The sequence below is a fragment of the Streptomyces sp. NPDC050121 genome, assembly GCF_044460385.1.
Taxonomy (GTDB): Bacteria; Actinomycetota; Actinomycetes; order Streptomycetales; family Streptomycetaceae; genus Streptomyces; species Streptomyces soliscabiei.
In genome coordinates, this window is the sequence record NZ_JBITJV010000027.1 from 42,305 (window position 1) to 67,432 (window position 25,128).

A 25,128-nucleotide genomic window follows, 5' to 3' on the forward strand; every position below is an offset into this window, starting at 1 on the left:
CGTCCGGGTCGCCCCGCCGCACACGGCCGGCGACCCTGCGGCAAGGCACCGCCGGCCAGAGCTGAGGGCGACCTCGATGGCAACGGGGCCGGTGAACGACACGGCCCCACCGACGTCGTAGCCGAGACGGTGCATACCGCACCCCGACGGCCGGCGCCCCCGGGGAGCACGGAACCGGCAGGACGCCAGCCCCGGCCGAGCCCGGCGCACACGTCGGCGCCGCGGTTCACGGTGGGCTACGAGCAGCACCGCTGCCGGGACCCGCACCGGCGAGGCTCCGCCCCTGGCGAGCCCCGCTACCGGTTCCACCCCCGGCAGCCGGCGCCCCCGAGGGGCGCGGAACCGGTGGGACGCCAGAGTCGGCCGAGCACGGCGCGCACGTCGGTGTCGCCGTTCTCGGGGGGCTATGGGCAGGACCGGTGGCGGGGCTCAGCGCTCGGTCAGTCCCGCCACCAGTTCGTCGGCCGCGCGGTAGGGGTCGAGGTCGCCGGCGACGATGCGTTCGGCGAGGGTGCTCAGGCGGCGGTCGCCGTGCAGGTCGCCGATGCGTTCGCGCAGGGCGGTGACGGCGATCGTCTCGACCTCGCGGGCGGCGCGGACGCGGCGCCGCTCGGTGAGGACGCCGTGCTCCTCCATCCACGCGCGGTGCTTCTCCAGCGCCTCGACGACCTCGTCGATGCCCTCGGCGCGGGCGGCGACCGTCTTCACGATCGGCGGACGCCAGTCGCCGGGGCCGCGGGCCTCGCCGAGGCCGAGCATGTGGTTCAGTTCGCGGGCGGTGGCGTCGGCGCCGTCCCGGTCGGCCTTGTTGACGACGTAGACATCGCCGATCTCCAGGATGCCCGCCTTCGCGGCCTGGATGCCGTCGCCCATGCCCGGGGCCAGCAGCACCACGCTGGTGTCGGCCTGGGAGGCGATCTCGACCTCCGACTGGCCGACGCCGACCGTCTCCACCAGGATCACGTCGCAGCCCGCCGCGTCCAGCACCCGGATCGCCTGCGGGGCCGCCCAGGCGAGCCCGCCCAGGTGGCCGCGGGTGGCCATGGAGCGGATGTAGACGCCGGGGTCGGAGGCGTGCTCCGACATGCGCACGCGGTCGCCGAGCAGGGCGCCGCCGGAGAACGGCGACGACGGGTCGACCGCCAGGACGCCGACCCGCCTGCCCTGCCTGCGGTAGGCGGTGACGAGCGCCGACGTGGACGTCGACTTGCCGACGCCCGGCGAGCCGGTCAGACCGACCACGTACGCGTTGCCCGTGAGCGGGGCCAGGGCCGCCATGACCTCCCTGAGCTGCGGGGACGCCCCCTCCACCAGGGAGATCAGCCGGGCCACCGCCCGGGGCCGGCCTTCCCTGGCCTGGGCGACCAGCGAGGAGACGTCCTGCATCACAGCTCCGTTCAGATCCATTCAGAGAGACCAGGCAGGTCAGGGAGATCAGGCAGGTCAGACAGAATCAGAGAGACGTACGGCGGCTCTCAGGCCTTCGGTACCCGCACGATCAGCGCGTCACCCTGACCGCCGCCGCCGCACAGCGCCGCCGCGCCGACGCCGCCGCCCCGCCGCTTGAGCTCCAGGGCCAGGTGCAGCACCAGGCGCGCGCCGGACATGCCGATCGGGTGGCCCAGGGCGATGGCCCCACCGTTCACGTTCACCTTTTCCGTGGACACGCCGAGGTCCTTCATTGACTGCACGGTGACCGCGGCGAAGGCCTCGTTGATCTCGATCAGATCCAGGTCGGAGACCTCCAGGCCGTCCTTCTTCAGGGCGTGCACGATGGCGTTGGAGGGCTGCGACTGCAGCGAGTTGTCCGGCCCGGCCACGTTGCCGTGGGCGCCGATCTCGGCGATCCAGGCAAGGCCCAGCTCCTCGGCCTTGGCCTTGCTCATCACGACCACGGCGGCCGCGCCGTCGGAGATCTGCGAGGACGAGCCCGCGGTGATCGTGCCGTCCTTGGTGAACGCCGGGCGCAGCTTGCCAAGGGACTCCGCCGTGGTGTCGGCGCGGATGCCCTCGTCCTTGCTGAAGACGACCGGCTCGCCCTTGCGCTGCGGGATCTCCACCGGGGTGATCTCGGCCTCGAAGACGCCGTTCTTCTGGGCGGCGGCCGCGCGCTGGTGGGAGAGGGCGGCGATCTCGTCCTGCTCCGGACGGGCGATGCCCAGACGGGTGTTGTGCTTCTCCGTGGACTCGCCCATGGCGATGTTCTCGAAGGCGTCGGTCAGACCGTCGTACGCCATCGCGTCGAGCATCTCGATCGCGCCGTACTTGAAGCCCTCGCGGGACTTCGGCAGCAGGTGCGGGGCGTTGGTCATGGACTCCTGGCCGCCGGCCACCACGATGTCGAACTCACCCGCGCGGATCAACTGGTCCGCGAGCGCGATCGCGTCGAGGCCCGACAGACACACCTTGTTGATGGTGAGCGCCGGGACGTTCATCGGAACGCCGGCCTTGACCGCGGCCTGCCGGGCCGGGATCTGGCCCGCGCCGGCCTGCAGCACCTGGCCCATGATCACGTACTGCACCTGGTCGCCGCCGATCCCCGCACGGTCGAGGGCGGCCTTGATCGCGAAGCCGCCGAGGTCGGCTCCGGAGAAGGACTTCAGGGAGCCCAGCAGCCGTCCCATGGGCGTACGTGCGCCCGCGACGATCACCGAGGTCGTGCCGTTGGAACCAGTCGATCCAGTCATGAGCTGCGATTCCCCTTACCGGCCTGCACAGGCCGAGGAGTGAACGAGGGTTTACTTCGAATGTACTGAGCGGTAGTCCGCCCCGTCACCGTGCCTTCAGTGTGATCGCGCGCACGTTGCGTAACCACCTCCCAAGCGGTGCACTGACTCCATGCTGACGCGAATCGACCACATCGGTATCGCCTGCCACGACCTCGACGCGACCGTCGAGTTCTATCGGGCCACCTACGGCTTCGAGGTGTTCCACTCCGAGGTCAACGAGGAGCAGGGCGTCCGCGAGGCCATGCTCAAGATCAACGATACGTCCGACGGCGGCGCCTCCTACCTGCAGCTTCTGGAGCCGACACGGCCCGACTCGACCGTCGCCAAGTGGCTCGACAAGAACGGCGAAGGGGTCCACCACATCGCTTTCGGCACGGCGGATGTGGACGGCGAGGCCGCGGACATCCGCTCCAAGGGCGTACGCGTTCTGTACGAAGAGCCGCGGCGCGGCTCCATGGGGTCACGAATCACTTTCCTGCACCCAAAGGATTGCCACGGAGTACTGACAGAACTGGTCACATCGGCCCCTGTTGAGTCACCTGAGCACTGACCCCCGTACATATGGGCCGGTAGGGTTGGGGGCGGTCGCCGCTCACACCGGGGCGACCCGGTCCTGCCGTAGGGCGGCAGGGCGCAGCCGGGGTCCGGGTTTCGGGGGACGAGCGTCGGGGCAGCAGCCCATGCTCCGCCGTTGATCTGACACCATTCCCCGGGAGCCCCGTTCGGCGGATGGACGGAGCTCGTTCGGGAAGCTTGCGACCAGGGACGGATGGGACCGCGCAGTGCGGGGCTACGAGAGCCAGGAGCGGGAGCCGGCGGCTGACGTCGACCACCTGACTCGGTTCGAAGCCGAGATGAAGCGGCTGAAGACCGAGCGGGAAAAGGCGATCCAGCACGCCGAGGACCTCGGCTACCAGGTCGAGGTGCTGCGCGCCAAGTTGCACGAGGCGCGTCGCACCATCATGTCCCGGCCCGCCTTCGACGGCGGCGACATCGGGTACCAGGCCGAGCAGATGCTGCGCAATGCGCAGATGCAGGCCGACCAGTTGCGGCAGGACGCCGAGCGGGAGCTGAGCCAGGCCCGGGCGCAGACGCAGCGGATCCTCCAGGAGCATGCCGAGCAGGCGGCCCGGCTGCAGGCGGAGCTGCACCAGGAGGCGGTCACCCGTCGTCAGCAGCTCGACCAGGAGCTGGCGGAGCGCCGACAGAACGTCGAGTCGCACGTCAACGAGAACGTGGCGTGGGCCGAGCAGTTGCGGGCCCGCACCGAGGCGCAGGCCCGTCGGCTGCTCGACGAGTCGCGCGCCGAGGCCGAGCAGTCCCTGGCGGCAGCGCGCGCCGAGGCCGAGCGGGTCGCCGCGGAGGCCCGCCAGCGGCTCCAGGCCGACGCCGAGGCGACCCGCGCGGAGGCCGAGCAGCTCCTGCTGCGCGCCCGCACCGACGCCGAGCGGATGCTGAACGCCGCCTCCACGCAGGCGCAGGAGGCCAGCGACCACGCCGAGCAGCTGCGCACCTCCACCGTCACGGAGTCCGACGCGGCCCGCCGCCAGGCCGGTGAGCTCAGCCGGGCCGCCGAGCAGCGCATGTCCGAGGCCGAGGAGGCGCTGCGCAAGGCGCAGGCCGAGGCCGAGAAGGTGCTCGCCGAGGCCAAGGAGGCCGCGTCGAAGGCCCTCTCCAGCGCGGAGTCGGCCAACGAGCAGCGCACCCGCACGGCGAAGGAGCAGGTCGCCCGGCTGGTCAGCGAGGCCACCAAGGAGGCCGAGACCACCAAGGCGGACGCCGAGCAGGTCGTCGCCGACGCCCGCGCCGAGGCCGAGAAGATCGTCGCGGAGGCCTCCGAGAAGGCCCGCACGCTCACCGCCGAGGAGAGCGCCACCCAGCTGTCGAAGGCGGCGAAGACCGCCGAGGACGTCCTCAACAAGGCGCAGGAGGACGCGCAGAACACCACCAAGGCCGCCGCCGAGGAGGCCGAGCGGATCCGCCGCGAGGCGGAGACCGAGGCGGACCGGCTGCGCGCCGAGGCGCACGACATCGCCGAACAGCTCAAGGGCTCGGCGAAGGACGACACCAAGGAGTACCGCGCCAAGACGGTCGAGCTGCAGGAGGAGGCCCGCCGGCTGCGCGGCGAGGCCGAGCAGTTGCGCGCCGACGCGGTCGCCGAGGGTGAGAAGATCCGCGCGGAGGCCCGCAGGGAGGCCGTCCAGCAGATCGAGGAGGCGGCCAGGACCGCCGAGGAGCTGCTGTCCAAGGCGAAGGCCGACGCGGACGAGCTGCGCCAGAAGGCCACCTCGGACAGCGAGAAGGTGCGCACCGAGGCCATCGAGCGCGCCACCACGCTGCGCCGGCAGGCCGAGGAGACCCTGGAGCGCACCCGCGCCGAGGCCGAGCGCTCCCGTGAGGAGGCGGTGGAGCTCGCCGAGACCATCACCTCGGGCGCCGAGCGGGCCGCGCAGGAGCTGCGCGAGGAGGCCGAGCGCGCGGTCGAGGCCCGGCAGGCGGAGGCCGCCGAGGAGCTGACCCGGCTGCAGACGGAGGTCGAGTCCCGGCTCGCCTCCGCCGAGCAGGCGCTCACCGACGCCCGGGAGGAGGCCGCGCGGATCCGCCGCGAGGCCGGCGAGGAGACCGACCGGCTGCGCTCGGAGGCCGCGGAGCGGATCCGTACGCTCCAGCAGCAGGCCGCCGACGAAGCCGACCGGCTGCGCAACGAGGCCGCCGCCGACGCGTCCGCCTCGCGCGCCGAGGGCGAGGCCGTCGCCGTCCGGCTGCGCTCGGAGGCCGCCGCCGAGGCCGAGCGGCTCAAGACCGAGGCGCAGGACACCGCCAACCGGGTGCGCGCCGAGGCGCAGGCCGCGGCCGAGCGGCTGTCCGCCGAGGCGTCCGAGACGCTGGCCGCCGCCCAGGAGGAGGCGCTCCGGCGCCGGCGCGAGGCCGAGGAACTCCTCGGTTCCGCCCGTCAGGAGGCAGGCCAGGAGCGCGAGCGGGCCCGCGAGCAGAGCGAGGAGCTGCTGGCGTCGGCGCGCAGGCGCGTGGAGGAGGCGCAGAGCGAGGCCGTCCGGCTGGTCGAGGAGGCCGACCGGCGCGCCACCGAGATGGTGTCGGCGGCCGAGCAGCACGCGCAGCAGGTACGGGACTCCGTGGCCGGGCTGCACGAGCAGGCGCAGGACGAGATCACCGGGCTGCGCTCGGCCGCCGAGCACGCGGCGGACCGTACCCGGCGCGAGGCCGAGGAGGAGGCGGACCGGGTCCGTTCCGACGCCTATGCCGTGCAGGAGCGGGCCTCCGAGGACGCGAACCGGGTCCGGCGCGAGGCGAACGAGGCGGCTCAGGCCGCGCAGGAGCTGGCCGAGCGGACCGTCGGCGAGGCGATCGCGGAGGCGGAGCGGCTGCGCTCGGAGGCGTCCGCGCACGCCCAGCGGGTGCGCACCGAGGCCTCGGACACCATCGCGCAGGCCGAGCAGGACGCCTCGCGCACCCGGGCGGACGCCCGCGACGACGCCAACCGCATCCGCTCGGACGCGGCGACGCAGGCCGACACCCTCATCACCGAGGCGCGCAGCGAGGCGGAGCGGCTCCAGACGGAGACCATCGCCGAGGCCGAGCGGTTGCACTCGGAGACGGTCGCGGAGGCCGACCGGCTGCGCGCCGAGTCGGTCGCCAAGGCGGAGAAGCTCATCTCGGACGCCGCCGGGGACGCGGAGCGGCTGCGCGCCGAGGCCGCCGAGACGGTGGGTTCCGCGCAGGCGCACGCCGAGCGGGTCCGCGCCGAGGCCGAGCGCGTCAGGACGGAGGCGGCCGCGGAGGCCGACCGGCTGATGAGCGTGGCCCGCGAGGAGGCCGACTCGACGCTGGACGAGGCGCGCAAGGAGGCCAACAAGCGGCGCTCCGAGGCGGCCGAGCAGGTCGACACCCTCATCACGGAGACGGCGGCCGAGGCCGACAAGCTGCTCACCGAGGCGCAGGCGCAGGCGCAGAAGACCACCGCGGACGCGGAGGCGCAGGCCGACTCGATGGTCGGCGCGGCCCGCAACGAGGCCGAACGGGTCGTCTCCGAGGCGACGGTGGAGGGCAACTCCCGGGTGGAGAAGGCCCGTACGGACGCGGACGAGCTGCTGGTCGGGGCGCGCCGGGACGCGACCGCGATAAGGGAGCGGGCCGAGGAGCTGCGCGACCGCATCACTTCCGAGATCGAGTCGCTGCACGAGCGGGCCCGCCGTGAGGCCGCCGAGACGATGAAGTCGACGGGCGACCGCTGTGACGCGCTCATCAAGGCGGCCGAGGAGCAGCTCGCCAAGGCGCAGGCGAAGGCGAAGGAGCTGGTGTCGGACGCCAACTCGGAGGCCGGCAAGGTCCGCATCGCCGCCGTGAAGAAGGCCGAGGGGCTGCTCAAGGAGGCCGAGCAGAAGAAGTCGACGCTGGTGCGGGAGGCCGAGGAGCTCAAGGCCGAGGCGATCCGCGAGGCGCGGCGCACGGTCGAGGAGGGCAAGCGCGAGCTGGAGGTCCTGGTGCGCCGGCGTGAGGACATCAACGCCGAGATCTCCCGTGTCCAGGACGTGCTGGAGGCGTTGGAGTCCTTCGAGGCGCCGGGCGGCGGCAAGGACGGAGGGGTCAAGGCGGGCGCCGCCATCGGGGCGCCCCGATCGGGTGGGAAGTCCTCGGAGGGCTAGCGGAATGTGTGGATTGCGTTAAAGTCTGGGCTCTTTGAGCGAACCTTTGGCAAGCGGTCTGCCGTCCAGCCACCCAAAAGGGGTGTCATTCTGCAGATCAAACACGCATACGCTCGATGACACACCGCTCCGGCCCCTAGGATTCCACCTATCACCTCACCGGTCTCATTCGACAGGAACCCCATGAGCGACACTTCCCCCTACGGCTTCGAGCTTGTGCGGCGTGGGTACGACCGCGCTCAGGTGGACGAACGCATCTCGAAGCTCGTCTCCGACCGTGACAGCGCTCTGGCCCGTATCACTGCTCTGGAAAAGCGCATCGAGGAGCTCCACCTCGAAACGCAGAACGCCCAGGCCCAGGTAAGCGACGCCGAGCCGTCGTACGCCGGTCTCGGCGCGCGTGTCGAGAAGATCCTCCGCCTCGCCGAGGAAGAGGCCAAGGACCTGCGCGAGGAGGCCCGTCGGGCGGCCGAGCAGCACCGTGAGCTCGCCGAGTCGGCGGCCCAGCAGGTTCGCAACGACGCAGAATCGTTCGCTGCGGAGCGCAAGGCCAAGGCCGAGGACGAAGGCGTCCGGATCGTCGAGAAGGCCAAGAGCGACGCGTCGCAGCTGCGTTCCGAGGCGCAGAAGGACGCGCAGTCGAAGCGTGAGGAGGCCGACGCCCTCTTCGAGGAGACCCGCGCGAAGGCCGCGCAGGCCGCTGCCGACTTCGAGACCAACCTCGCCAAGCGCCGTGAGCAGTCGGAGCGCGACCTCGCGTCCCGTCAGCAGAAGGCGGAGAAGCGCCTCGCGGAGATCGAGCACCGCGCGGAGCAGCTGCGTCTGGAGGCCGAGAAGCTGCGCACCGACGCCGAGCGTCGCGCCCGGCAGACCGTCGAGACGGCGCAGCGTCAGGCCGAGGACATCGTGGCCGACGCCAACGCCAAGGCGGACCGCATCCGTTCGGAATCCGAGCGCGAGCTGGCGGCTCTCACCAACCGCCGCGACTCGATCAACGCTCAGCTGACGAACGTCCGCGAGATGCTCGCCACGCTGACCGGCGCCGCGGTGGCCGCGGCCGGCACGCCGTCCACGGACGACGAGCCGATCTCCCGCGGGGTTCCGGCGCAGCAGTCCCGGTAAGAGTTCTGCGTGAGAGTTCTGCGTAAGAGTTTTGAGTAAGGGTTCTGAGGTCGAGGCCCGCACTCCCGGCAGGGGGTGTGGGCCTCAGCCCTGTCACAGCCGTTGCCGTCGGAGTCGCCCTCTGTTTGCCCATACGGGTGGCAGCCGTCCCACTCGGGTCATAGCGTGTCGGCATGATCGAGCTCGAGGGCCTGACGAAGCGGTACGGCGAGAAAGTGGCGGTGAACAACCTCACCTTCACCGTCAGACCCGGCATCGTCACGGGCTTCCTCGGTCCCAACGGCGCCGGGAAGTCCACCACCATGCGGATGATGCTCGGCCTCGACCGGCCGACCGCCGGGGACGTGCGGATCGACGGGCAGCACTACGACCGGCTCAAGGATCCCATCAGGTACATCGGCGCGCTGCTGGACGCCAAGGCCATGCACGGCGGGCGCAGCGCGTTCAACCATCTGCTGTGCCTGGCGCAGAGCAACGGCATCCCCAAGAGCCGGGTGCACGAGGTGCTGGACACCGTCGGGCTCACCGCCGTGGCGAAGAAGAAGGCCAAGGGGTTCTCGCTGGGCATGGGGCAGCGGCTCGGCATAGCGGGCGCGCTCCTCGGCGATCCACGGATCCTGATGTTCGACGAGCCGGTCAACGGGCTCGACCCCGAGGGCATCCACTGGATCCGCAACCTGATGAAGTCCCTCGCGGCGCAGGGCCGGACGGTGTTCGTCTCCTCGCACCTGATGAGCGAGATGGCGCTGACCGCCGACCACCTCGTCGTCATCGGCCAGGGCCGGCTGCTCGCCGACACCTCCATGGCCGACTTCATCGCGCAGAACTCACGGTCGTACGTGCGGATCCGCAGCCCTCAGCGGGAGCGGCTGCTCGATGTGCTGCACGGCGCGGGGATCACGGTCGTGGAGACGGGCAGCGGGGTGCTGGAGGTGGACGGCGGCAAGTCCGAGCGCATCGGGGAGCTGGCCGCGCAGCACCAGATCGTGCTGCACGAGCTGAGCCCCCAGCAGGCCTCCCTGGAGGAGGCGTTCATGCAGCTGACGGCGGAGTCGGTGGAGTACCACGCGCACACGGACGCGCCCGCACCGCAACAGCAGCGGTGGGGCGACGACTGGACGAGGAGCTGATGATGGCGGCGACCCAGGTCATCCGGTCCGAATGGACCAAGATCCGGTCGGTGGCCTCCACCGTGTGGACGCTCTCCCTCGCCGTGGTCGTCACCATCGCCCTCGGCATGCTGATCTCGGCGCTGTCGAAGAACGACTTCGACCACATGAGCCGGGGCGACCAGCTCTCCTTCGACCCCACGTTCATCAGTTTCGCCGGGATGAGCCTCGGCCAGCTCGCGATGATCGTGTTCGGGGTGCTGGTCGTGTCGAACGAGTACAGCACCGGCATGATCCGCACCTCGCTGGCCGCGGTGCCGCAGCGCGCCACGTTCCTGTTCAGCAAGATCGCGGTGGCCGCCGGGCTGTGTCTCGCCGTCGGGCTCGTCACCAGCTTCGTCACGTTCTTCCTCGGGCAGGCCATGCTCGGCACCCACAAGGCGTCGATCGGGGACACCGGAGTCCTGCGGGCGGTCATCGGCGGGGGCCTGTACATGACCCTCATCGCGGTGTTCTCGATGGGCGTGGCCACGATGCTGCGCTCGCCGATGCTGTCGCTGGGCATCCTGATGCCGTTCTTCTTCCTGATCTCCAACATCCTCGGCAACGTCTCGGCGACGAAGAAGATCGGCCGGTATCTGCCCGACCAGGCCGGCAGCAAGATCATGCAGGTGGTCACGCCCCTCGACGACGACACTCCGTACGGGCCCTGGGGCGGGCTCGCGATCATGGCGCTGTGGGTGGTCGCAGCGCTGGCGGGCGGCTACCTCCTGCTGAAGAAACGCGACGCGTGACGCTTCAGGCTTTGCTTTCATTTGAGCGGAACCGTCAGCGCCCCGATATCCTCCTAACCCTTACGGGGGCGTGTGCCCTGCTGTCCTGATCCTTTCGATGGGTGCGGAGCATGATCGAGGCTGTCGGCCTGACCAAGCGGTACGGCGACAAGACCGCTGTGTACAACCTTTCCTTCCAGGTACGGCCGGGTGCCGTCACCGGCTTCCTCGGGCCGAACGGCTCGGGCAAGTCGACGACGATGCGGATGATCCTGGGCCTGGACAACCCCACTGCCGGGACGGTGACGATCGGCGGCTACCCGTACCGCAGGCTGCCGAACGCCGCCCGGCAGGTGGGCGCCCTGCTGGACGCCAAGGCCGTGCACGGCGGCCGGCACGCCCGCAACCACCTGCTGAGCTTGGCCCAGCTGTCCGGCATCCCGGCCCGGCGGGTCGACGAGGTGCTCGGCGTGGTCGGCCTCCAGGACGTGGCCAAAAAGCGCTCCAAGGGCTTCTCCCTGGGCATGGGCCAGCGGCTCGGCATCGCCGCCGCGCTGCTCGGCGACCCCCAGGTGCTGCTCTTCGACGAGCCGGTCAACGGCCTCGACCCCGAGGGCATCCTCTGGGTGCGCAACCTGATGAAGTCCCTCGCGGCGGAGGGCCGCACGGTCTTCGTCTCGTCCCACCTCATGAGCGAGATGGCGCTGACCGCCGACCATCTCATCGTCATCGGGCGCGGACAGTTGCTCTCCGACATGAGCGTGACCGACTTCATCTCGGCCAACTCCGCCGACTTCGCGCGCGTGCGCACCCCGCACGCGGAGCCGCAGCTGCGCGAGAAGCTGGCCTCCGCGCTCACCGAGGCGGGCGGCCATGTGCTGCCCGAGCAGGACGGCGCGCTGCGGGTGACGGGACTGCCCCTCCCCCGCATCAGCGACATCGCCCACGACGCCGACGTACGCCTGTGGGAGCTCTCGCCGCACCAGGCCTCGCTGGAGGAGGCGTACATGCGGATGACGCAGGGCGCCGTCGACTACCGGTCGACCATCGACCAGAAGGCCGGCCTCCAGCAGCAGCTGCCGCCCGGCGCGCAGCCGCCCCTGCAGATGCCGGTGCCCGGCCAGGGCCAGCCCGGCTGGTACGCCCCGCCGCCCCCGCAGCAGCAGGGCTACGCACCCCCGCAGCCGGCCCAGACACCCCCGGCGGCCTCCCACGGCGCATACGGCGCCCCGAGCGCCCCCGCCCCCACTCCCGGCCCGGGTGCGGCCAACCCGTACGCCCAGACGCCCGCACAGCCGGCCGACGCGGTCCCGGCCCCGGCCGCCGCTCCCGCCCCGTCGCTGGACAAGGCATCCGCCGCCGCTGCCCCGTCCCCTTCCACCTCGCCCTCCCCCTCCGCCCCCGACGCCCCGAACAAGTCCGAGGACGCCCGATGAGCACCCCGCAGCACCCCTCGCCGCAGGTCGCGCCCGCCTGGCAGGCGGCTCCCGGCCCCTCGTACGGCGCGCCCGGCGTCGCCTACACCTCGCCGATCCCGATCGTGCCCACCCACCTCGGGCACGCCGTCGCCTCGGAGTGGACGAAGATCCGGTCGGTGCGCTCCACGATGTGGACGCTGGGCGTGTTCGTGCTGCTCGTCATCGGCATCGGGCTGCTGGCCGGAGCGGTGGTGGCCGCGAACGCCTCCGAGAGCGACCTCGAGGGCGGCACCGCGCTCTCCTTCGGTTTCTTCGGCATCCTGCTGGGCAGCATGTGCGTCATCACGCTCGGCGTGCTGACCACCGCCTCGGAGTACGGCACCGGCATGATCCGCACCACGATGGTGGCCTGCCCGTCGCGCGGCCGGGTCCTCGCCGCCAAGTCGGTCGTGTTCTTCGCCGTCGCGTTCGTCGTGACGTTCCTGTCGTCCGGCTTCGTCGCGATGGTGCACGTGGCGATGCTGACCGAGGCACGGCAGCCGACCGGCGGGGAGTGGCTGAAGGCCACTCTCGGCGTGTCCCTCTACGTGGCGCTGCTCGGGCTGCTCTCGCTCGCCGTCGGCTCGATCATCCGTCACTCGGCCGGCGCCATCACCATCATGATCGGCGTTCTGCTGGCTCCGCTGGTCATCGCGATCTTCATGTTCTCGTCGTCGCTGGAGCGCCTGCAGCGGATCCTGTTCGAGTACTCGATCCCGAACCAGCTGGGCGTCTTCTACTCGAGCTCGCTCAGTGACAGCGGCCCCTCCGGCTGGGACCCGCTGTGGATCGCGCTGGGCACGACGGCCGTCGTCCTGGGCGGCGCCTTCGCCCTGCTGGAGAAGCGGGACGTCTGACCGTCCACCGGGGCCCTGGAGCACTGGAGCACCAGAACCCCTGAACTGCCCTAGAACCTGGGTGCGTTACGAGACCGCTGCATCCCCGGGGTGCGGCGGTCTCGTGCGTTCCAGCACGCCTTGTGCCAGTGGCGGCGGTCGTCGACCCCCGCGTGCTCGGGCCAGGCGACGACGTGCGGGACGCCGTCGGGGATCATCTGGTCGCAGCCTGGGCAGCGGTACGCCTTGCCCTGGGCACTCGCGCCCGCCACGTGCCGTACGCTCCACCGCTCGCCCTGCCAGCTCTCCGCGGACTGCCAGCCGCCGTAACGGCTCTCGCGGTCGTCCTCGGCGCTGCGGCCGGACGAGCCCTCACCCTTGGGTCGGTTGCGACGCGGGGACACAGGACACCTCACGGGGCTATACAGGAAGCAGGTTTGGCGTCCAGCCTACGCGGCAAGCACGCGGGTACCCGTAGGACGGCGAGCCCTACGAGTCCCCCTCCCGGACGCTGGATGACGAGGCACGACGACACACCACGACGCATTCTGCAGACAATCCGCAAATCTCTTCGCCAGGCCGTGTCCTCGTCACGTGTCAGACGGTTATGCCGGGTGGGGGAGCTCCGTGTCGGAGCCAAGGAAGCAGGAAAGTCCATGCGCGTTGGAAGTTTCGTGTTGGGGGCCCAGTTCCCGGGCCAGGGTCAGGGGGAGGCGCTGCACCGCGCGGTCCGCTCGGCCGAGGTGGCCGAGGAGGCGGGTCTCGATTCGGTCTGGCTGGGCGAGCACCACTTCGTGCCGTACGGCACGTGCCCGTCGGCGGTCACGCTCGCCGCTCTGCTGCTGGGCCGCACCCGCCGCATCCGGGTCGGCACGGCGGTCAGCGTACTGCCCACCGTCCACCCCGTCGCCCTCGGCGAACAGGCCGCGCTGCTGCATCTGACGAGCGGCGGCCGCTTCTCCCTGGGCGTGGGCCGCGGCGGCCCGTGGGTCGACCTGGAGGTGTTCGGCTCGGGCCTCGACGCGTACGAGCAGGGGTTCCCGGAATCACTCGATCTGCTGGTCCGCTGGCTGCGCGAACCCTCGGTGGCGGCGGACGGCGAGCGCTTCCACTTCCGCGAAGTGGCCGTCGTACCGCGGCCCTCGGAGGCGCTGACGGAGGCGTCGGGCCCGGAGGTCGTCGTCGCGTGCACCTCGCCTGCGAGCGTGCGGCTGGCCGCCGAGCGCGGACTGCCGATGCTGCTGGGCATGCACGTGGGGGACGAGGAGAAGGCCGAGATGGTCGCCCGCTGGGGGCAGTACGCGCGCGCCGCCGGCCGGTCCGGGGACGAGATCCGGGAAGCGGCGCATGTCTCTGCGGGCGTCTGCCAGATCGCGGACCGGCGCACGGACGCGGTGGAGACGTTGATGAAGGCGATGCCGGGCTGGCTGAAGCAGGGACTCGACGCCCATGTGACGGTGGACGGCCGGGCCCGCAGCATGCGGGACCCGGCGGCGTACACCGAACTCCTCTGCGGGCTGCACCCGGTGGGCATCCCCCGGCTGTGCGTCGACCGCCTCGCGGCGACCAGCGAGCGGACCGGCATCTCGCGCTTCGCCCTCCTCGTCGAGGGCTCCGGCGACCTGGCCGCCACCGAGGAGAACGTACGACGGCTGGGCTCGGAGGTGCTCCCCCACCTCCGGTGAACAGCCCAGCCGACCACGAAGCCTGCCGCTCCCGTACTGCTGATGGCACCTCCCGCGTCAGGAGCGGCAAGCAAGAGGCTCACACGGGTGCCTCAGCAGTCCCGGAACTCAGGGGACTGGTTCAGCACCTGGCTGCGGACCGAGGTGAAGCGGGCGAGCTTCTCGTCGACAGCCGAGTCCAACGGGAACACCGCCACCCGGTGGCAGTTCTGGAAGGCCAGCCGCACACCGAAGTGCCGCTGCAGCGCGCCGCGTATCGCGTCACTCGCGAGCGCGCGCAGCAACTGCCCGCGTGCCTGCTCGTCCGGCGGGGGCGTCTGGTTGTCGGCGAATGCTCCGCCGTCCACCTTCAGCTGGGCCACCAGGGAGCTGACCATCTCCCATGCATAGGGCAGGGAGGTCCGGACGCAGTCGACGAATTCTGCTTCGTCGACCTCGCCTCGCTCGGCCTGTTCGAGTAGGGCCGGTGAGACGTCGAGCGACATGGGTACTCCTCTCGCACCCCCGGAACAACAGGGGTTGCCGGACAGGGAAAGGGAGTTCGCATGCCGAAACACCGCACACGCTGAGTACACGCATCGCGACCTCCCGTTCACTACGGTAGGCAACGGACGGTGACGGCACCAGGAGAATGGGCACATAGGGAACTGCCAGTAGGCACACAATCGGCCACTGTCGAGTAGCCCTCGAACGAGCGGTTACCAGGGCGAATCGCGTGGGTGGTGGGGCGTCGGATAGCGTTGTGCACCATGCGTCTCGTCATCGCCCGGTGCTCCGTGGACTACGCCGGCCGGCTCACCGCCCACCTCCCCTCCGCCCCCCGCCTCATTCTGGTGAAGGCGGACGGCAGCGTCTCCATCCATGCGGACGACCGGGCCTACAAGCCCCTGAACTGGATGTCGCCGCCCTGCACGCTGAAGGAGGACTCGGGGGACTCCGAGGGCGCGGCGAGCGTCTGGACGGTCGTCAACAAGGGCGGCGAGAAGCTCATCATCACGATGGAGGAGATCCTCCACGACTCGTCGCACGAACTCGGCGTCGATCCCGGCCTGATCAAGGACGGCGTGGAAGCACACCTTCAGGAACTGCTCGCCGACCGCATCGAGACCCTCGGCGAGGGCTACACCCTCATCCGCCGCGAGTACATGACCGCCATCGGCCCGGTCGACATCCTGTGCCGGGACGCGGACGGGCAGACCGTCGCGGTGGAGATCAAGCGACGCGGCGAGATCGACGGGGTCGAGCAACTCACGCGCTACCTGGAGCTGTTGAACCGCGACCCGCATCTCGCGCCGGTGCGAGGCGTGTTCGCGGCCCAGGAGATCAAGCCGCAGGCCCGCGTCCTCGCCACGGACCGCGGCATCGGCTGCACGGTCCTCGACTACGACGCGATGCGCGGCATCGAGGACGACAAGCTGCGGCTGTTCTGAGTTCGCGTACGACGACACGAACGCTACGACGACGAGGGCCGGGTTCCTGTGGAAGGAACCCGGCCCTCGTCGTACGCCCGAGGCTCAGATCACCTGGTCCGGCGAGGCCGGAACGGAGGAACCGGAGGAACTGACCGCGCCGGCCGGCGAGGAGGACATCGAACTGCTGGCCGAGTTCGAGGTCGGCGGGGTGGGTTCGGCCGGGGGCGGGGTGGTGGTGTCGGACTGGGACGCCGAGGGTGAGGGCGTCGCCGAGCCCGTACCGCTGCTGGACGACCCGGTGGGCGAAGGCGACCCGGACCCATGCCCAGGCCCGGATGTCGTGCTCGACGACGGTTGGGTCGGCGTACTCGAAGGCCCCCCGCCCCCCGTCCCGTGGGAGCTGCTCGCCCCGGACGACGGCTCCGCCTCCCCGGTGGGTGTGGGGTCGTCGGACGTGCCCATCGTGCCGTCCGGGCCCGGCTCCGTCGGCCTGCTGGTCGCGTCGCCCGTGTCGGCGGAGCCGCTGTCGTCGCTCGGGGTGTCGGAGTCCAGGCCGCCGCCTTCCGCGCCGGTGCTGGCGGTGGGGTTGGCGCCGCCCTGGCGGGTGGGGTCGTGGGCGTCGTTGTCGGAGGTCGCGCCGAGCGTGACGACGGTGCCGAGCACGGCGGCGAGCAGGGCGCCCGCGCCGACCGCGACGAGGTTGCGCTTGGCCAGGCCCTTCAGGCCGCCGCGGCTGTGCCGGGCCGGCGGGGCGGGGGGTTCGCGGCGGGAGACGAGGGTCTCGGCCTCCGGCGGGAACATCGGCAGCGCCGCCTGAACGATGCCGCGCGGCGGGGACACCGACTCCTCGTGGCGGGCGTCGGGCACCTCCTCGGCGGCGGTCGCCGCGGCCAGGCCCGGGACATCGCCCGAGGCGTCGGCGACCAGGGCGAGGGCGCGGCGGCCGGCGACGGTGCCCCGCTTGTCGGCGATGGTGCCGCGCAGGGCGAGGGAGGCCTCCAGCTCGGAGCGGGACCGGTCGAGTTCGCCGGAGCACAGGGCGAGGATGCCGAGCTCGTGGTGGAAGTAGGCGCGGTCGGCGGACTCGCCGGCGAGTCGGGCGGCCTCGGCGCCTTCGTGCAGGCTGCTCTGCCAGGCGCTCCAGTGCAGGCCGGCGGCGAACGCGGGTGCCGCGGTGCGGGCGAGCTGGACGGCGGTGGCTTCCTCGTCCTCGGCGGGTCGGGTCGTGGCGGGGACGACCACGGTGAGGGCGGCGAGGACGGCGTCGGCCTCCGCGCAGACCCGCTCGGGGGTGACCGAGGGATGGCCGGCCCACCAGGCGTAGTGCTGGGCGGCGGTGTGGGCGCGGGCCTCGATGTCGTCGGCGTAGCCGGCGGCCTCCAGCTGGGCCTGGACGCCGGCGGCGAGCCGGTAGCGGGTGCCGACGGGGGAGACGAGTCCGCAGGCGGTGAGTTCGCCGAGGGCCGCGTCGGCGTGGGTGTCGCCGACGAGCGCGGGCAGGTGCGCCTGGTGCGGGACCTCACCGCCGAGGGCGACGGCGAAGCGCAGGGTGGCGCGGGCGGAGGCGCTGAGGCGGGCCGCGAGCAGCGGTGCGGGGGCGGCGGCCTCGCCGAGCGAGGGGAGGGGTATCTCCTCGGCGTCGCCCGCCCCGGCCGCGTCGACGGCGTCGAGGGGTGCGGTGAACGGCCTGGCGTCCTCGAACACGCCGAACGCGTCGACGGCGTCGGCACTGGCCCGCAGCTGGTCGCGCTGCGCGAGCAGGGCGCCGGCCTGGACGAACCTCAGCGGGAGGCCCTCGGACTCGAACCAGAGGTCGCCGGCCCAGTTGGCCTCCTCCTCGGTGAGGACACGGCCGACAGCGCGCTCGATCGCCTCGACGCCGCCCGCGCGGTCCAGTCCGGTGAGGACGACCTCCTCGACGGCGGAGTCCGCGGAGGGCAGCGGGGTGTCCGGGGTCACGCCGAGCAGGAAGGCGCACTCGGGGGTCGCATCGAGCAGTTCGTCGAGGGCGGCGCCGCCGAGGCCGAGGTCGTCGACGACGACGACCGCGCCGATCTCGCGGACGAAGGCGCGCAGGTCATCGTCGTCGGGGCGGTGGCGGGGGGCGTCGTATACCGCGTGGAAGAGGTCGTGCAGCAGCTCGGAGGTGGTGCGGCCGAGGCCGGTGAGACGGACGACGCCGTCGGGGGCGAGGTCCTCGCAGTCCTCGGCGACGAGGTCGAGGAGGCTGGTGCGGCCGGAGCCGGGAGCGCCGGTGAGGCGGACCGAGCGGCCGCGGGCGAGGAGGCGGACCAGCTGTTCGCGTTCGTCCTGGCGGCCCAGGAGCGGCCTCGCGGGCCGGGCCGGGCCCGCGGGGGCGGGCGGCCGGGCGGCGCGCTCGGCCTCGGCGCGCTGCTCGGGGGTGCGCTTGGCGGGCCGTTCGGATCGCTCGGTGGGCGGGCAGAGCTCTATCTCGCTGCCGTCGACCGGGTTGACCGTGAGCAGGTGTGCGCCGGCGACGAGCCGCACCGTGCGGGCCTGGGCCGGCGTGTGCTGGCCGAAGTCGGGTGTCAGGGGGTCCCTGGAGGGGCGCGGGCGCGGCGCTTGGCCGTCGTCTTCGCGGCCGTACTCCTCGGGTCCCCGGGTGTTCGGGTCCATAGGTCAAGCCCCCCAAAAGCGTCGTGTGGCGGTAGCCCCTCCCGGCCTTGCCGCACACTGCGCTGTCGCTTCTGGTCCGGTGCCCGCTCGAGGGCTGAGGGCGGCGGGCAGACGAACCGTAAACCTTCGCACAGTATCTACGACAGCCCGGGGTGCCGGGCCGCCCGATGCGTCACAGTCTTATGAGGATTGCGCCCCTCGCACGTTTCCCGCCGCAGGCCACGCCCCTGATGGGTCACACCCGGGGCAGGGACTCCACGCCGATGCCGCCCTCGATCGCGAGGATCCGGTGCAGCCGGGTGGCCACCAGCAGTCGTTGCATCTGCGGCGGTACGTCGCGCAGCACCAGACGTCGGCCGCAGCGGCCGGCCCGTCGGTGGACGCCCATGATGACGCCGAGTCCGGTGGCGTCCCAGGAGTCCAGCTCGGACAGGTCGAGCACCAGGTCGCCGACTCCGTCGTCGACGGCCGTGTGCAGGACCGTACGGGCGTCCGCCGCGCTGACGACGTCGAGGCGGCCCCCGACGACCAGCTCGACGTGGTCGCCCCTGATGTGCATAGCGCTCCCCTAAGCGTGCGTCTCGTGCTCCGCGGTGTGGTGTCCGGTGGTGCAACCTCTGACTGAACCTCTGACTGCGCAAGACGGTCGGAGGTTGCCGTCTGTGAGCGAACCGATACCGAATTCACCCGCAGGGGTGAGGCCTATGGGGCCTGTGCGGTTTCGGTGCCTGTAGAAGCCCTGCCCGCTCACGCGTCCGATGTCACCGGCGTCAACCATCCGGCGCAGCCGCTCCGGTGGCCTGTCCGTATGCCTCTCGGCGGGAGATTAGCGGGCGGGAGGCGCTGTGTGACCGGTTAGTAACGCGTTTCACGTCTCAGGGCGTGAGACGCCGGTCACGTCGTCAAATCCTGTCCGATTCACGCCGATTGAACCGTAAGTGACCAGGTGCCGGCGGCAGTGACGAACGGAACGGAACGCGACGTCGGGGACGGTCTAGATTGGCCGCATGGTCAATCTGACGCGTATCTACACCAGGACCGGCGACCAGGGCACCACCGCCCTCGGCGACATGAGCCGGGTCGCCAAGACCGACCTCAGGATCGCCGCGTACGCCGACGCCAACGAGGCGAACGCGGCGATCGGCACGGCGCTCGCGCTGGGCGGACTGGACGAGGAGCTCGTCAAGGTCCTCACCCGCGTCCAGAACGACCTGTTCGACGTGGGCGCGGACCTGTCGACGCCGGTGGTGGAGAACCCCCAGTTCCCTCCGCTGCGGGTGGAGCAGTTCTACATCGACCGTCTGGAGGCGGACTGCGACCGCTTCAACGAGCGACTGGAGAAGTTGCGCTCGTTCATCCTCCCGGGCGGCACCCCGGGCGCTGCCCTCCTCCATCAGGCCTGCACGGTCGTCCGGCGGGCCGAACGCTCCACCTGGGCCGCGCTGGAGGCGCACGGTGAGGTGATGAACCCGCTCACCGCGACCTACCTCAACCGCCTCTCGGACCTGCTGTTCATTCTCGCCCGCACCGCCAACAAGGCGGTCGGCGACGTGCTCTGGGTGCCGGGTGGGGAGCGCTGACGCTTCGGCTATCGCATCTTGGCCGGTTCACGCTTAGGTTCCCGCTTCGGGAACAGTGTGTAGCTCGCGGCGATGACGACGTTGATGCCGATGACGAACAGCATCCGCTGCTGCCACGCCCGCAGTGAGCCGGTCTCGCCGTCGCCGCCGACGTACCAGACGGCTGCCTGGAGCAGGGCCGCGGCGACCAGCGCGGCGAGGATCCAGCGGGCCGCGACCTTCCACTCGTGAACGGCGCGGGCCTTGCCGTACTTCGGCGGTCGCGCGGGCGGCGGGCCGCCGACGAAGCGGTGGGCGACGCGGGCGTCGACCCACTGGATCGTGGAGTGGCCGAGGCCCACGGTGAAGCCGATGTAGACGGCGGCGAGGCCGTGCCGCCAGTCCGGCTCGGCGCCGTTCTTGAGGTCGATCGCGGTCACCGCGAACAGCACGACCTCCAGCAGCGGTTCGCACAGCAGCAGGGCCAGGCCCAGACGCGGCATCCGGAACACGTACCGGAAGGCCAGCCCGGCGGCCAGCAGCACCCAGAAGGCCACCTCGCAGGCGATGATCAGTCCGACGATCACGGTTCGCTCCTCTTCTCGCTCACCGTTCCAGGCTCCCGTGCGGGAGAGCACCTCTCGTCGTCGGCGGTGACGAACTCGCGGTACATCGAAAGATGCAGTTCGGGACCGTCCCCGGGGGGCAGGCGGAGGGGTCGCCGGCCGTGTTGGATGGAGGGCATGGCCGTACGACGACTGCCCCGCCCGCATCGCTTCGACGTGTACATCGCGGTCGGCGGGCTGCTCGGCGGGCTGCTGCTGGTGGCCCTGCGGCTGGCCACCAGGCCGTCCCGCGATCCGGTGACGCTGTTCGACGGCCCGTGGCCGGTGCTGCTGCCGCTGACCGTGATGGCCGGCTGCGAGCTGGTGCGGCGGACGGCTCCGCGCGCGGCCCTGCTGACGGCCACCGCCGCGGTCACCGCGGACGTCGTGACCCAGGGCAACCTGTCCACCGTACTGATGTTCACCGACATCATGTACGCGGCCGTGCTGTACGGCCCGCTCGCGTCGGCCCGCCGTATCCAGTGGATCACCGGGCTGCTCTCGGTGGCCGGGACGCTGGTGCCGTACGCGGTGTGGCGGGTGCCGGAGGCGCTGCTGATAGGCGTGGTCGTCGGCGTCGTGGCGTATGCGCCCGCCGCCACCGGGTGGATCGTGCGCAATCACCGGGACGCCGCCGAGGCCGCCCGGCTGCGCGCCGAACAGATCGCGCTGCTCGCGGAGATGGACCGCGCCCAGGCCGTCGTGACCGAACGGGCGCGGATGGCACGGGAGTTGCACGACATGGTCGCCAATCACCTCTCCGCGATCGCCATCCACTCGACGGCGGCCCTCTCCCTCGACGACCCGGACACCTCCCGGCAGGCCCTGTCGGTGATCCGCGAGAACAGCGTGGAGGGGCTGGCGGAGATGCGGCGGCTGATCGGGATCCTGCGTGACGGCAGTGGGGACCACGAGCCGGCCGCGGCCCCCACTCTCGACGGCCTGGAGGCCCTGGTCGACGGGGCCCTCGCCAACGGCCTGGACGTCGGTCTCGACGCGGAGCACGGTCAGGTTCCCGCCCCCGTCGAACTCGCCGCCTACCGCATCGTCCAGGAGTCGCTGACCAACGCGCTGAAGCACGCGTGCCCCGGCCGGGTCACCGTCGCCCTCGTGCAACGCGACGGCATGCTCGACGTGCGGGTGCGCAGCCCGTACGGCCATCGGGACGGGCCGCGCGCGCCGGGTTCGGGCGCCGGGCTGGTGGGAATGCGGGAGCGGGCCGCGCTGTTGGGCGGCACGTTCGACGCCGGGCCGGAGGGCTCCCGCTGGACGGTGCGTGCCACGTTCCCCCTCGTGGAAGGAGAGCTCGTATGAGCTCCGCCATCCGGGTCCTGGTCGCCGAGGACCAGTCCGCCGTGCGCGCCGGACTCGTCCTCATCCTGCGCAGTGCGCCCGACATCGAGGTGGTCGGCGAGGCGGCGGACGGCGAGCAGGCGGTGGCGCTGGCCCGGGAGTTGCGGCCCGATCTGGTGTTGATGGACGTCCAGATGCCGCGGCTCGACGGGGTGTCGGCGACCCGGAAGGTGGTCGAGGAGGGCCTCGCCGACGTCCTGGTGCTGACCACGTTCGACCTGGACGCATATGTGTTCGGGGCGCTGCGGGCGGGTGCGGCCGGGTTTCTGCTGAAGAACACGGAGGCGCGGGATCTGCTGGCGGCGGTCCGCACGGTGGCGGGCGGGGAAGGGCTGATCGCCCCGGCCGTGACCCGCCGGCTGATCGCCGAGTTCGCCGCGAAGCCGGTCCGGGAGCCGAGGGCCGACCCCGCCGTCCTCGACTCGCTCACCCGACGCGAGCGCGAGGTGCTGGCCTGTCTCGGCGAGGGGCTGTCCAACGCGGGGATCGCCGTGCGGCTGGACATGGCGGAGGCGACGGTGAAGACGCACGTCAGCCGGTTGCTGGGGAAGCTGGAGCTGCGCAGCCGGGTGCAAGCGGCGGTGCTGGCACAGGAGTTGGGGATCCGGGGCTGACCGGTACGACTCGACGGGCGCCCACGACGAGAGTGGTCCAGACCTATTGACCTGTGGTCCAGACCTTTCTATTCTCGCGGCACCGTGGGCGTGAAGGCTCAGTCACGCCCCCCGACTCCCCCGAGGAGGCGCAGGATGCGCTTCAGACACAGAGCCGCGGCAGGGTTCGCGACGCTGTTGCTCCCACTGGCCGGACTGGTCGGCCTCGCGAGCCCCGCCCAGGCCGCGAGCACCGCCACCGCCACCTACACCAAGGCCTCCGACTGGGGCACCGGCTTCGAGGGCAGATGGACGGTGAAGAACACCGGCACCACCGCCGTCAGTTCATGGACCGTCGAATGGGACTTCCCCTCCGGCACGTCCGTCACCTCCGCCTGGGACGCCGACGTCACGTCCGCCGGCACCCACTGGACCGCCAAGAACAAGTCCTACAACGGCTCCATCGCCCCCGGCGCCTCCGTCTCCTTCGGGTTCAACGGCGCGGGTTCCGGTTCGCCCTCCAACTGCATGCTGAACGGCGACAGTTGTGACGGCACGACCGTCCCGGGCGACGCCTCCCCCACGGCCCCCGGCACCCCCACCGCCTCCGCCGTCACCGACACCTCGGTGAAACTGACCTGGTCCCCCGCCACCGACGACAAGGGCGTCAAGAACTACGACGTCCTGCGCGACGGCGCCAAGGTCGCCACCGTCACGACGACCTCGTACACCGACACCGGCCTGAGCGCCGGCACCGACTACTCCTACACCGTGCGGGCCCGCGACACCGCCGACCAGAGCGGCCCGGTCAGCGGCGCGGTCGCGGTCCACACCACGGGCGGCGGCACCAATCCCCCGACCACCGGAAACAAGGTGAAACTCGGTTACTTCACCGAGTGGGGCATCTACGGCCGGAACTACAACGTCAAGAACCTCGTGACGTCCGGCTCGGCAGCGAAGATCACCCACATCAACTACGCCTTCGGCAACGTCACGAACGGCCAGTGCGCGATCGGCGACTCCTACGCCGACTACGACAAGGCCTTCACCGCCGACCAGTCCGTCAGCGGCGTCGCCGACACCTGGGACCAGCCGCTGCGCGGCAACTTCAACCAGCTGCGACAGCTGAAGGCCAAGTACCCGAACATCAAGGTGCTGTGGTCCTTCGGCGGCTGGACCTGGTCCGGCGGCTTCGCCCAGGCCGCCGCCAACCCGGCCGCGTTCGCCCAGTCCTGCTACAACCTGGTCGAGGACCCGCGCTGGGCCGACGTCTTCGACGGCATCGACATCGACTGGGAGTACCCCAACGCCTGCGGCCTGTCCTGCGACACCTCCGGCGCCGCGGCCTTCAAGAACCTGATGTCCGCGCTGCGTGCCAAGTTCGGCACCGGCAACCTGGTCACCGCGGCCACCACCGCCGACGGCTCCTCCGGCGGCAAGATCGACGCCGCCGACTACGCGGGCGCGGCGCAGTACGTCAACTGGTACAACGTGATGACGTACGACTTCTTCGGCGCATGGGCCGCACAGGGCCCGACGGCCCCGCACTCGCCGCTCACCTCGTACAGCGGCATCCCGACGGCCGGGTTCACCACGGCCGACGCGATGGCCAAGTTCAAGGCGAAGGGCGTCCCTGCGAACAAGCTGCTCATCGGCATCGGCTTCTACGGCCGCGGCTGGACCGGCGTCACCCAGGACGCCCCGGGCGGCACGGCCACCGGCCCGGCGGCGGGCACCTACGAGCAGGGCATCGAGGACTACAAGGTCCTCAAGACGTCCTGCCCGGCCACCGGCACCATCGCCGGCACGGCCTACGCGCACTGCGGCAGCAACTGGTGGTCCTACGACACCCCGGCCACCATCGCAGGGAAGATGACCTGGGCCAAGAACCAGGGCCTGGGCGGCGCGTTCTTCTGGGAGTTCAGCGGTGACACCGCGAGCGGCGAGCTGGTGAAGGCCATCAGCAACAACCTGTAGGACCGCCACCCGTTGAGCCGCTGAGCCGCTAAGCGACGTTGACGCGCTGTCCGGGCGGGGCTGCCTCCAGCCACGCGAGAAACCCGGTCAGCGCGTCTTCGCTCATGGCGAGTTCGAGGCGCGTGCCCCGGTGCAGACAGACCAGGACGACGGCGTCGGACAGCAGCGCCAGCTCCTCCTCGCCCTCGGGAAGCCGGCGGCCGGCCACCTCGATCGAGCCGCGCTCCAGCACCCGGCGCGGACGGTAGGCGTAGGAGAAGACGCGGTACCACTCGATGCGGTCGCCGTTGTAGCGGGCGACCCCGTAACTCCAGCCTTTTCCGCTGGTGTCCGGTTTCTCGGGTACGTCCCAGCGCAGGGAACAGTCGAAGGTGCCGCCGGAACGCTGGATGAGTCTGCGACGCAGACCGAAGACGAACAGCCCCAGCGCCCCCAGGGCCACGACGATTCCGCACACAGTCAGAGCGAGGACCATCGACACCGACCTCCTCGTCTCCTAGGTACCGAAAATAGGTAACGGAACGGAAAAAACATCCAGATCTGCCTCAGCCGCGGGGGGGGGGGGGGGGGGGGGGGGGCGCCCCCCGGGGGGGTGTGGGTGTGGAGGTAGGGGGGGC

21 protein-coding genes are annotated in these 25,128 nt (G+C 71.4%); 13 read left to right on the forward strand and 8 right to left on the reverse strand.

What is annotated here, in order from left to right; genetic code table 11:
• Nucleotides 1-429 precede the first annotated feature (429 nt).
• Both meaB and ACIBTS_RS33050 read right to left on the reverse strand, forming a co-directional pair.
• Nucleotides 430-1,386, reverse strand: coding sequence for a methylmalonyl Co-A mutase-associated GTPase MeaB (meaB, locus tag ACIBTS_RS33045; RefSeq protein ID WP_399324328.1), 957 nt, complete (start codon nucleotides 1,384-1,386; stop codon nucleotides 430-432).
• Between the two features lie 89 nt (nucleotides 1,387-1,475).
• On the reverse strand, nucleotides 1,476-2,687 hold the full coding sequence (locus ACIBTS_RS33050; protein ID WP_399324330.1) for an acetyl-CoA C-acetyltransferase: 1,212 nt from the start codon (nucleotides 2,685-2,687) through the stop codon (nucleotides 1,476-1,478).
• 151 nt (nucleotides 2,688-2,838) lie between these two features.
• Here ACIBTS_RS33050 and mce point away from each other — a divergent pair, with 151 nt between their 5' ends.
• From mce to ACIBTS_RS33085, 7 genes are all read left to right on the forward strand, one after another.
• Nucleotides 2,839-3,279: a methylmalonyl-CoA epimerase gene (gene mce / locus ACIBTS_RS33055; protein ID WP_319675716.1), complete on the forward strand. Its 441-nt coding sequence runs from the start codon at nucleotides 2,839-2,841 to the stop codon at nucleotides 3,277-3,279.
• A gap of 232 nt (nucleotides 3,280-3,511) precedes the next feature.
• On the forward strand, nucleotides 3,512-7,393 hold the full coding sequence (gene scy / locus ACIBTS_RS33060; RefSeq protein ID WP_399324332.1) for a polarized growth protein Scy: 3,882 nt from the start codon (nucleotides 3,512-3,514) through the stop codon (nucleotides 7,391-7,393).
• Between the two features lie 183 nt (nucleotides 7,394-7,576).
• Nucleotides 7,577-8,515, forward strand: a complete 939-nt coding sequence (locus ACIBTS_RS33065) for a cellulose-binding protein (protein WP_079659495.1) — start codon at nucleotides 7,577-7,579, stop codon at nucleotides 8,513-8,515.
• 173 nt (nucleotides 8,516-8,688) lie between these two features.
• Nucleotides 8,689-9,645 (forward strand): ABC transporter ATP-binding protein, encoded by a 957-nt coding sequence (locus tag ACIBTS_RS33070; protein WP_319675718.1) that lies wholly within the window; start codon nucleotides 8,689-8,691, stop codon nucleotides 9,643-9,645.
• Between the two features lie 2 nt (nucleotides 9,646-9,647).
• Entirely contained in the window at nucleotides 9,648-10,418 is a 771-nt protein-coding gene (locus ACIBTS_RS33075) for an ABC transporter permease (protein WP_079659497.1), read from the forward strand.
• 110 nt (nucleotides 10,419-10,528) lie between these two features.
• Nucleotides 10,529-11,833 (forward strand): ABC transporter ATP-binding protein, encoded by a 1,305-nt coding sequence (locus ACIBTS_RS33080; protein WP_399324335.1) that lies wholly within the window; start codon nucleotides 10,529-10,531, stop codon nucleotides 11,831-11,833.
• On the forward strand, nucleotides 11,830-12,711 hold the full coding sequence (locus tag ACIBTS_RS33085; RefSeq protein WP_399324336.1) for an ABC transporter permease: 882 nt from the start codon (nucleotides 11,830-11,832) through the stop codon (nucleotides 12,709-12,711). The genes ACIBTS_RS33080 and ACIBTS_RS33085 overlap by 4 nt, the downstream gene beginning before the upstream one ends.
• Nucleotides 12,712-12,761: 50 nt before the next feature.
• Here the strand turns inward: ACIBTS_RS33085 and ACIBTS_RS33090 are convergent, their stop codons facing one another.
• Nucleotides 12,762-13,094: an ATP/GTP-binding protein gene (locus ACIBTS_RS33090; protein WP_079659500.1), complete on the reverse strand. Its 333-nt coding sequence runs from the start codon at nucleotides 13,092-13,094 to the stop codon at nucleotides 12,762-12,764.
• 252 nt (nucleotides 13,095-13,346) lie between these two features.
• Between ACIBTS_RS33090 and ACIBTS_RS33095 the strand changes: the two genes are divergently transcribed.
• Complete coding sequence (locus ACIBTS_RS33095; RefSeq protein WP_399324338.1) at nucleotides 13,347-14,375, forward strand: LLM class flavin-dependent oxidoreductase; 1,029 nt, start codon at nucleotides 13,347-13,349, stop codon at nucleotides 14,373-14,375.
• 92 nt (nucleotides 14,376-14,467) lie between these two features.
• Here the strand turns inward: ACIBTS_RS33095 and ACIBTS_RS33100 are convergent, their stop codons facing one another.
• On the reverse strand, nucleotides 14,468-14,860 hold the full coding sequence (locus tag ACIBTS_RS33100) for an SCO5389 family protein (RefSeq protein WP_079659502.1): 393 nt from the start codon (nucleotides 14,858-14,860) through the stop codon (nucleotides 14,468-14,470).
• A 264-nt stretch (nucleotides 14,861-15,124) separates the two neighbouring features.
• Between ACIBTS_RS33100 and nucS the strand changes: the two genes are divergently transcribed.
• Nucleotides 15,125-15,805, forward strand: coding sequence for an endonuclease NucS (gene nucS, locus ACIBTS_RS33105; protein ID WP_361709212.1), 681 nt, complete (start codon nucleotides 15,125-15,127; stop codon nucleotides 15,803-15,805).
• Between the two features lie 84 nt (nucleotides 15,806-15,889).
• Here the strand turns inward: nucS and ACIBTS_RS33110 are convergent, their stop codons facing one another.
• Nucleotides 15,890-18,424 carry an ATP-binding protein gene (locus ACIBTS_RS33110; RefSeq protein WP_399324341.1) on the reverse strand — a complete coding sequence of 845 codons (2,535 nt, stop codon included), beginning with the start codon at nucleotides 18,422-18,424 and terminating at the stop codon, nucleotides 15,890-15,892.
• A gap of 235 nt (nucleotides 18,425-18,659) precedes the next feature.
• Entirely contained in the window at nucleotides 18,660-18,983 is a 324-nt protein-coding gene (locus ACIBTS_RS33115; protein WP_319676890.1) for an STAS domain-containing protein, read from the reverse strand.
• 448 nt (nucleotides 18,984-19,431) lie between these two features.
• Here ACIBTS_RS33115 and ACIBTS_RS33120 point away from each other — a divergent pair, with 448 nt between their 5' ends.
• The gene (locus ACIBTS_RS33120) at nucleotides 19,432-20,004 is read left to right on the forward strand and encodes a cob(I)yrinic acid a,c-diamide adenosyltransferase (RefSeq protein WP_079659505.1); all 573 of its coding nucleotides are present in this window, start codon (nucleotides 19,432-19,434) and stop codon (nucleotides 20,002-20,004) included.
• Between the two features lie 8 nt (nucleotides 20,005-20,012).
• On the opposite strand, the gene ACIBTS_RS33125 is transcribed toward ACIBTS_RS33120, so the two are convergent.
• On the reverse strand, nucleotides 20,013-20,570 hold the full coding sequence (locus ACIBTS_RS33125; protein WP_399324343.1) for a hypothetical protein: 558 nt from the start codon (nucleotides 20,568-20,570) through the stop codon (nucleotides 20,013-20,015).
• A gap of 147 nt (nucleotides 20,571-20,717) precedes the next feature.
• Here ACIBTS_RS33125 and ACIBTS_RS33130 point away from each other — a divergent pair, with 147 nt between their 5' ends.
• The 3 genes from ACIBTS_RS33130 (at nucleotide 20,718) to ACIBTS_RS33140 (ending at nucleotide 24,511) form a co-directional block, all read left to right on the forward strand.
• Nucleotides 20,718-21,902 (forward strand): sensor histidine kinase, encoded by a 1,185-nt coding sequence (locus tag ACIBTS_RS33130; protein ID WP_399324345.1) that lies wholly within the window; start codon nucleotides 20,718-20,720, stop codon nucleotides 21,900-21,902.
• Nucleotides 21,899-22,555, forward strand: coding sequence for a response regulator (locus tag ACIBTS_RS33135; RefSeq protein ID WP_399324347.1), 657 nt, complete (start codon nucleotides 21,899-21,901; stop codon nucleotides 22,553-22,555). Before ACIBTS_RS33130 ends, ACIBTS_RS33135 begins: the two co-directional genes overlap by 4 nt.
• 135 nt (nucleotides 22,556-22,690) lie before the next feature.
• Nucleotides 22,691-24,511 carry a glycosyl hydrolase family 18 protein gene (locus tag ACIBTS_RS33140; RefSeq protein WP_399324349.1) on the forward strand — a complete coding sequence of 607 codons (1,821 nt, stop codon included), beginning with the start codon at nucleotides 22,691-22,693 and terminating at the stop codon, nucleotides 24,509-24,511.
• Nucleotides 24,512-24,539: 28 nt separating this feature from the next.
• On the opposite strand, the gene ACIBTS_RS33145 is transcribed toward ACIBTS_RS33140, so the two are convergent.
• A complete protein-coding gene (locus tag ACIBTS_RS33145) occupies nucleotides 24,540-24,986 on the reverse strand; it encodes a DUF2550 domain-containing protein (RefSeq protein ID WP_079659510.1) in 447 nt (148 codons plus the stop codon).
• Between the last annotated feature and the right edge of the window lie 142 nt (nucleotides 24,987-25,128).

What these genes read in the sequence shown, in the direction of transcription:
- ACIBTS_RS33130 (WP_399324345.1), top strand. Translation starts at nt 20,718, where the DNA reads ATGGAGGGCATGGCCGTACGACGACTGCCCCGCCCGCATCGCTTCGAC.
- ACIBTS_RS33145 (WP_079659510.1), bottom strand. Translation starts at nt 24,986, where the DNA reads ATGGTCCTCGCTCTGACTGTGTGCGGAATCGTCGTGGCCCTGGGGGCG.
- ACIBTS_RS33110 (WP_399324341.1), bottom strand. Translation starts at nt 18,424, where the DNA reads ATGGACCCGAACACCCGGGGACCCGAGGAGTACGGCCGCGAAGACGAC.
- ACIBTS_RS33095 (WP_399324338.1), top strand. Translation starts at nt 13,347, where the DNA reads ATGCGCGTTGGAAGTTTCGTGTTGGGGGCCCAGTTCCCGGGCCAGGGT.
- ACIBTS_RS33050 (WP_399324330.1), bottom strand. Translation starts at nt 2,687, where the DNA reads ATGACTGGATCGACTGGTTCCAACGGCACGACCTCGGTGATCGTCGCG.
- ACIBTS_RS33065 (WP_079659495.1), top strand. Translation starts at nt 7,577, where the DNA reads ATGAGCGACACTTCCCCCTACGGCTTCGAGCTTGTGCGGCGTGGGTAC.
- ACIBTS_RS33085 (WP_399324336.1), top strand. Translation starts at nt 11,830, where the DNA reads ATGAGCACCCCGCAGCACCCCTCGCCGCAGGTCGCGCCCGCCTGGCAG.
- ACIBTS_RS33120 (WP_079659505.1), top strand. Translation starts at nt 19,432, where the DNA reads ATGGTCAATCTGACGCGTATCTACACCAGGACCGGCGACCAGGGCACC.
- mce (WP_319675716.1), top strand. Translation starts at nt 2,839, where the DNA reads ATGCTGACGCGAATCGACCACATCGGTATCGCCTGCCACGACCTCGAC.
- ACIBTS_RS33070 (WP_319675718.1), top strand. Translation starts at nt 8,689, where the DNA reads ATGATCGAGCTCGAGGGCCTGACGAAGCGGTACGGCGAGAAAGTGGCG.
- meaB (WP_399324328.1), bottom strand. Translation starts at nt 1,386, where the DNA reads ATGCAGGACGTCTCCTCGCTGGTCGCCCAGGCCAGGGAAGGCCGGCCC.
- ACIBTS_RS33135 (WP_399324347.1), top strand. Translation starts at nt 21,899, where the DNA reads ATGAGCTCCGCCATCCGGGTCCTGGTCGCCGAGGACCAGTCCGCCGTG.
- ACIBTS_RS33115 (WP_319676890.1), bottom strand. Translation starts at nt 18,983, where the DNA reads ATGCACATCAGGGGCGACCACGTCGAGCTGGTCGTCGGGGGCCGCCTC.
- nucS (WP_361709212.1), top strand. Translation starts at nt 15,125, where the DNA reads ATGCGTCTCGTCATCGCCCGGTGCTCCGTGGACTACGCCGGCCGGCTC.
- ACIBTS_RS33080 (WP_399324335.1), top strand. Translation starts at nt 10,529, where the DNA reads ATGATCGAGGCTGTCGGCCTGACCAAGCGGTACGGCGACAAGACCGCT.
- ACIBTS_RS33140 (WP_399324349.1), top strand. Translation starts at nt 22,691, where the DNA reads ATGCGCTTCAGACACAGAGCCGCGGCAGGGTTCGCGACGCTGTTGCTC.
- ACIBTS_RS33075 (WP_079659497.1), top strand. Translation starts at nt 9,648, where the DNA reads ATGGCGGCGACCCAGGTCATCCGGTCCGAATGGACCAAGATCCGGTCG.
- ACIBTS_RS33100 (WP_079659502.1), bottom strand. Translation starts at nt 14,860, where the DNA reads ATGTCGCTCGACGTCTCACCGGCCCTACTCGAACAGGCCGAGCGAGGC.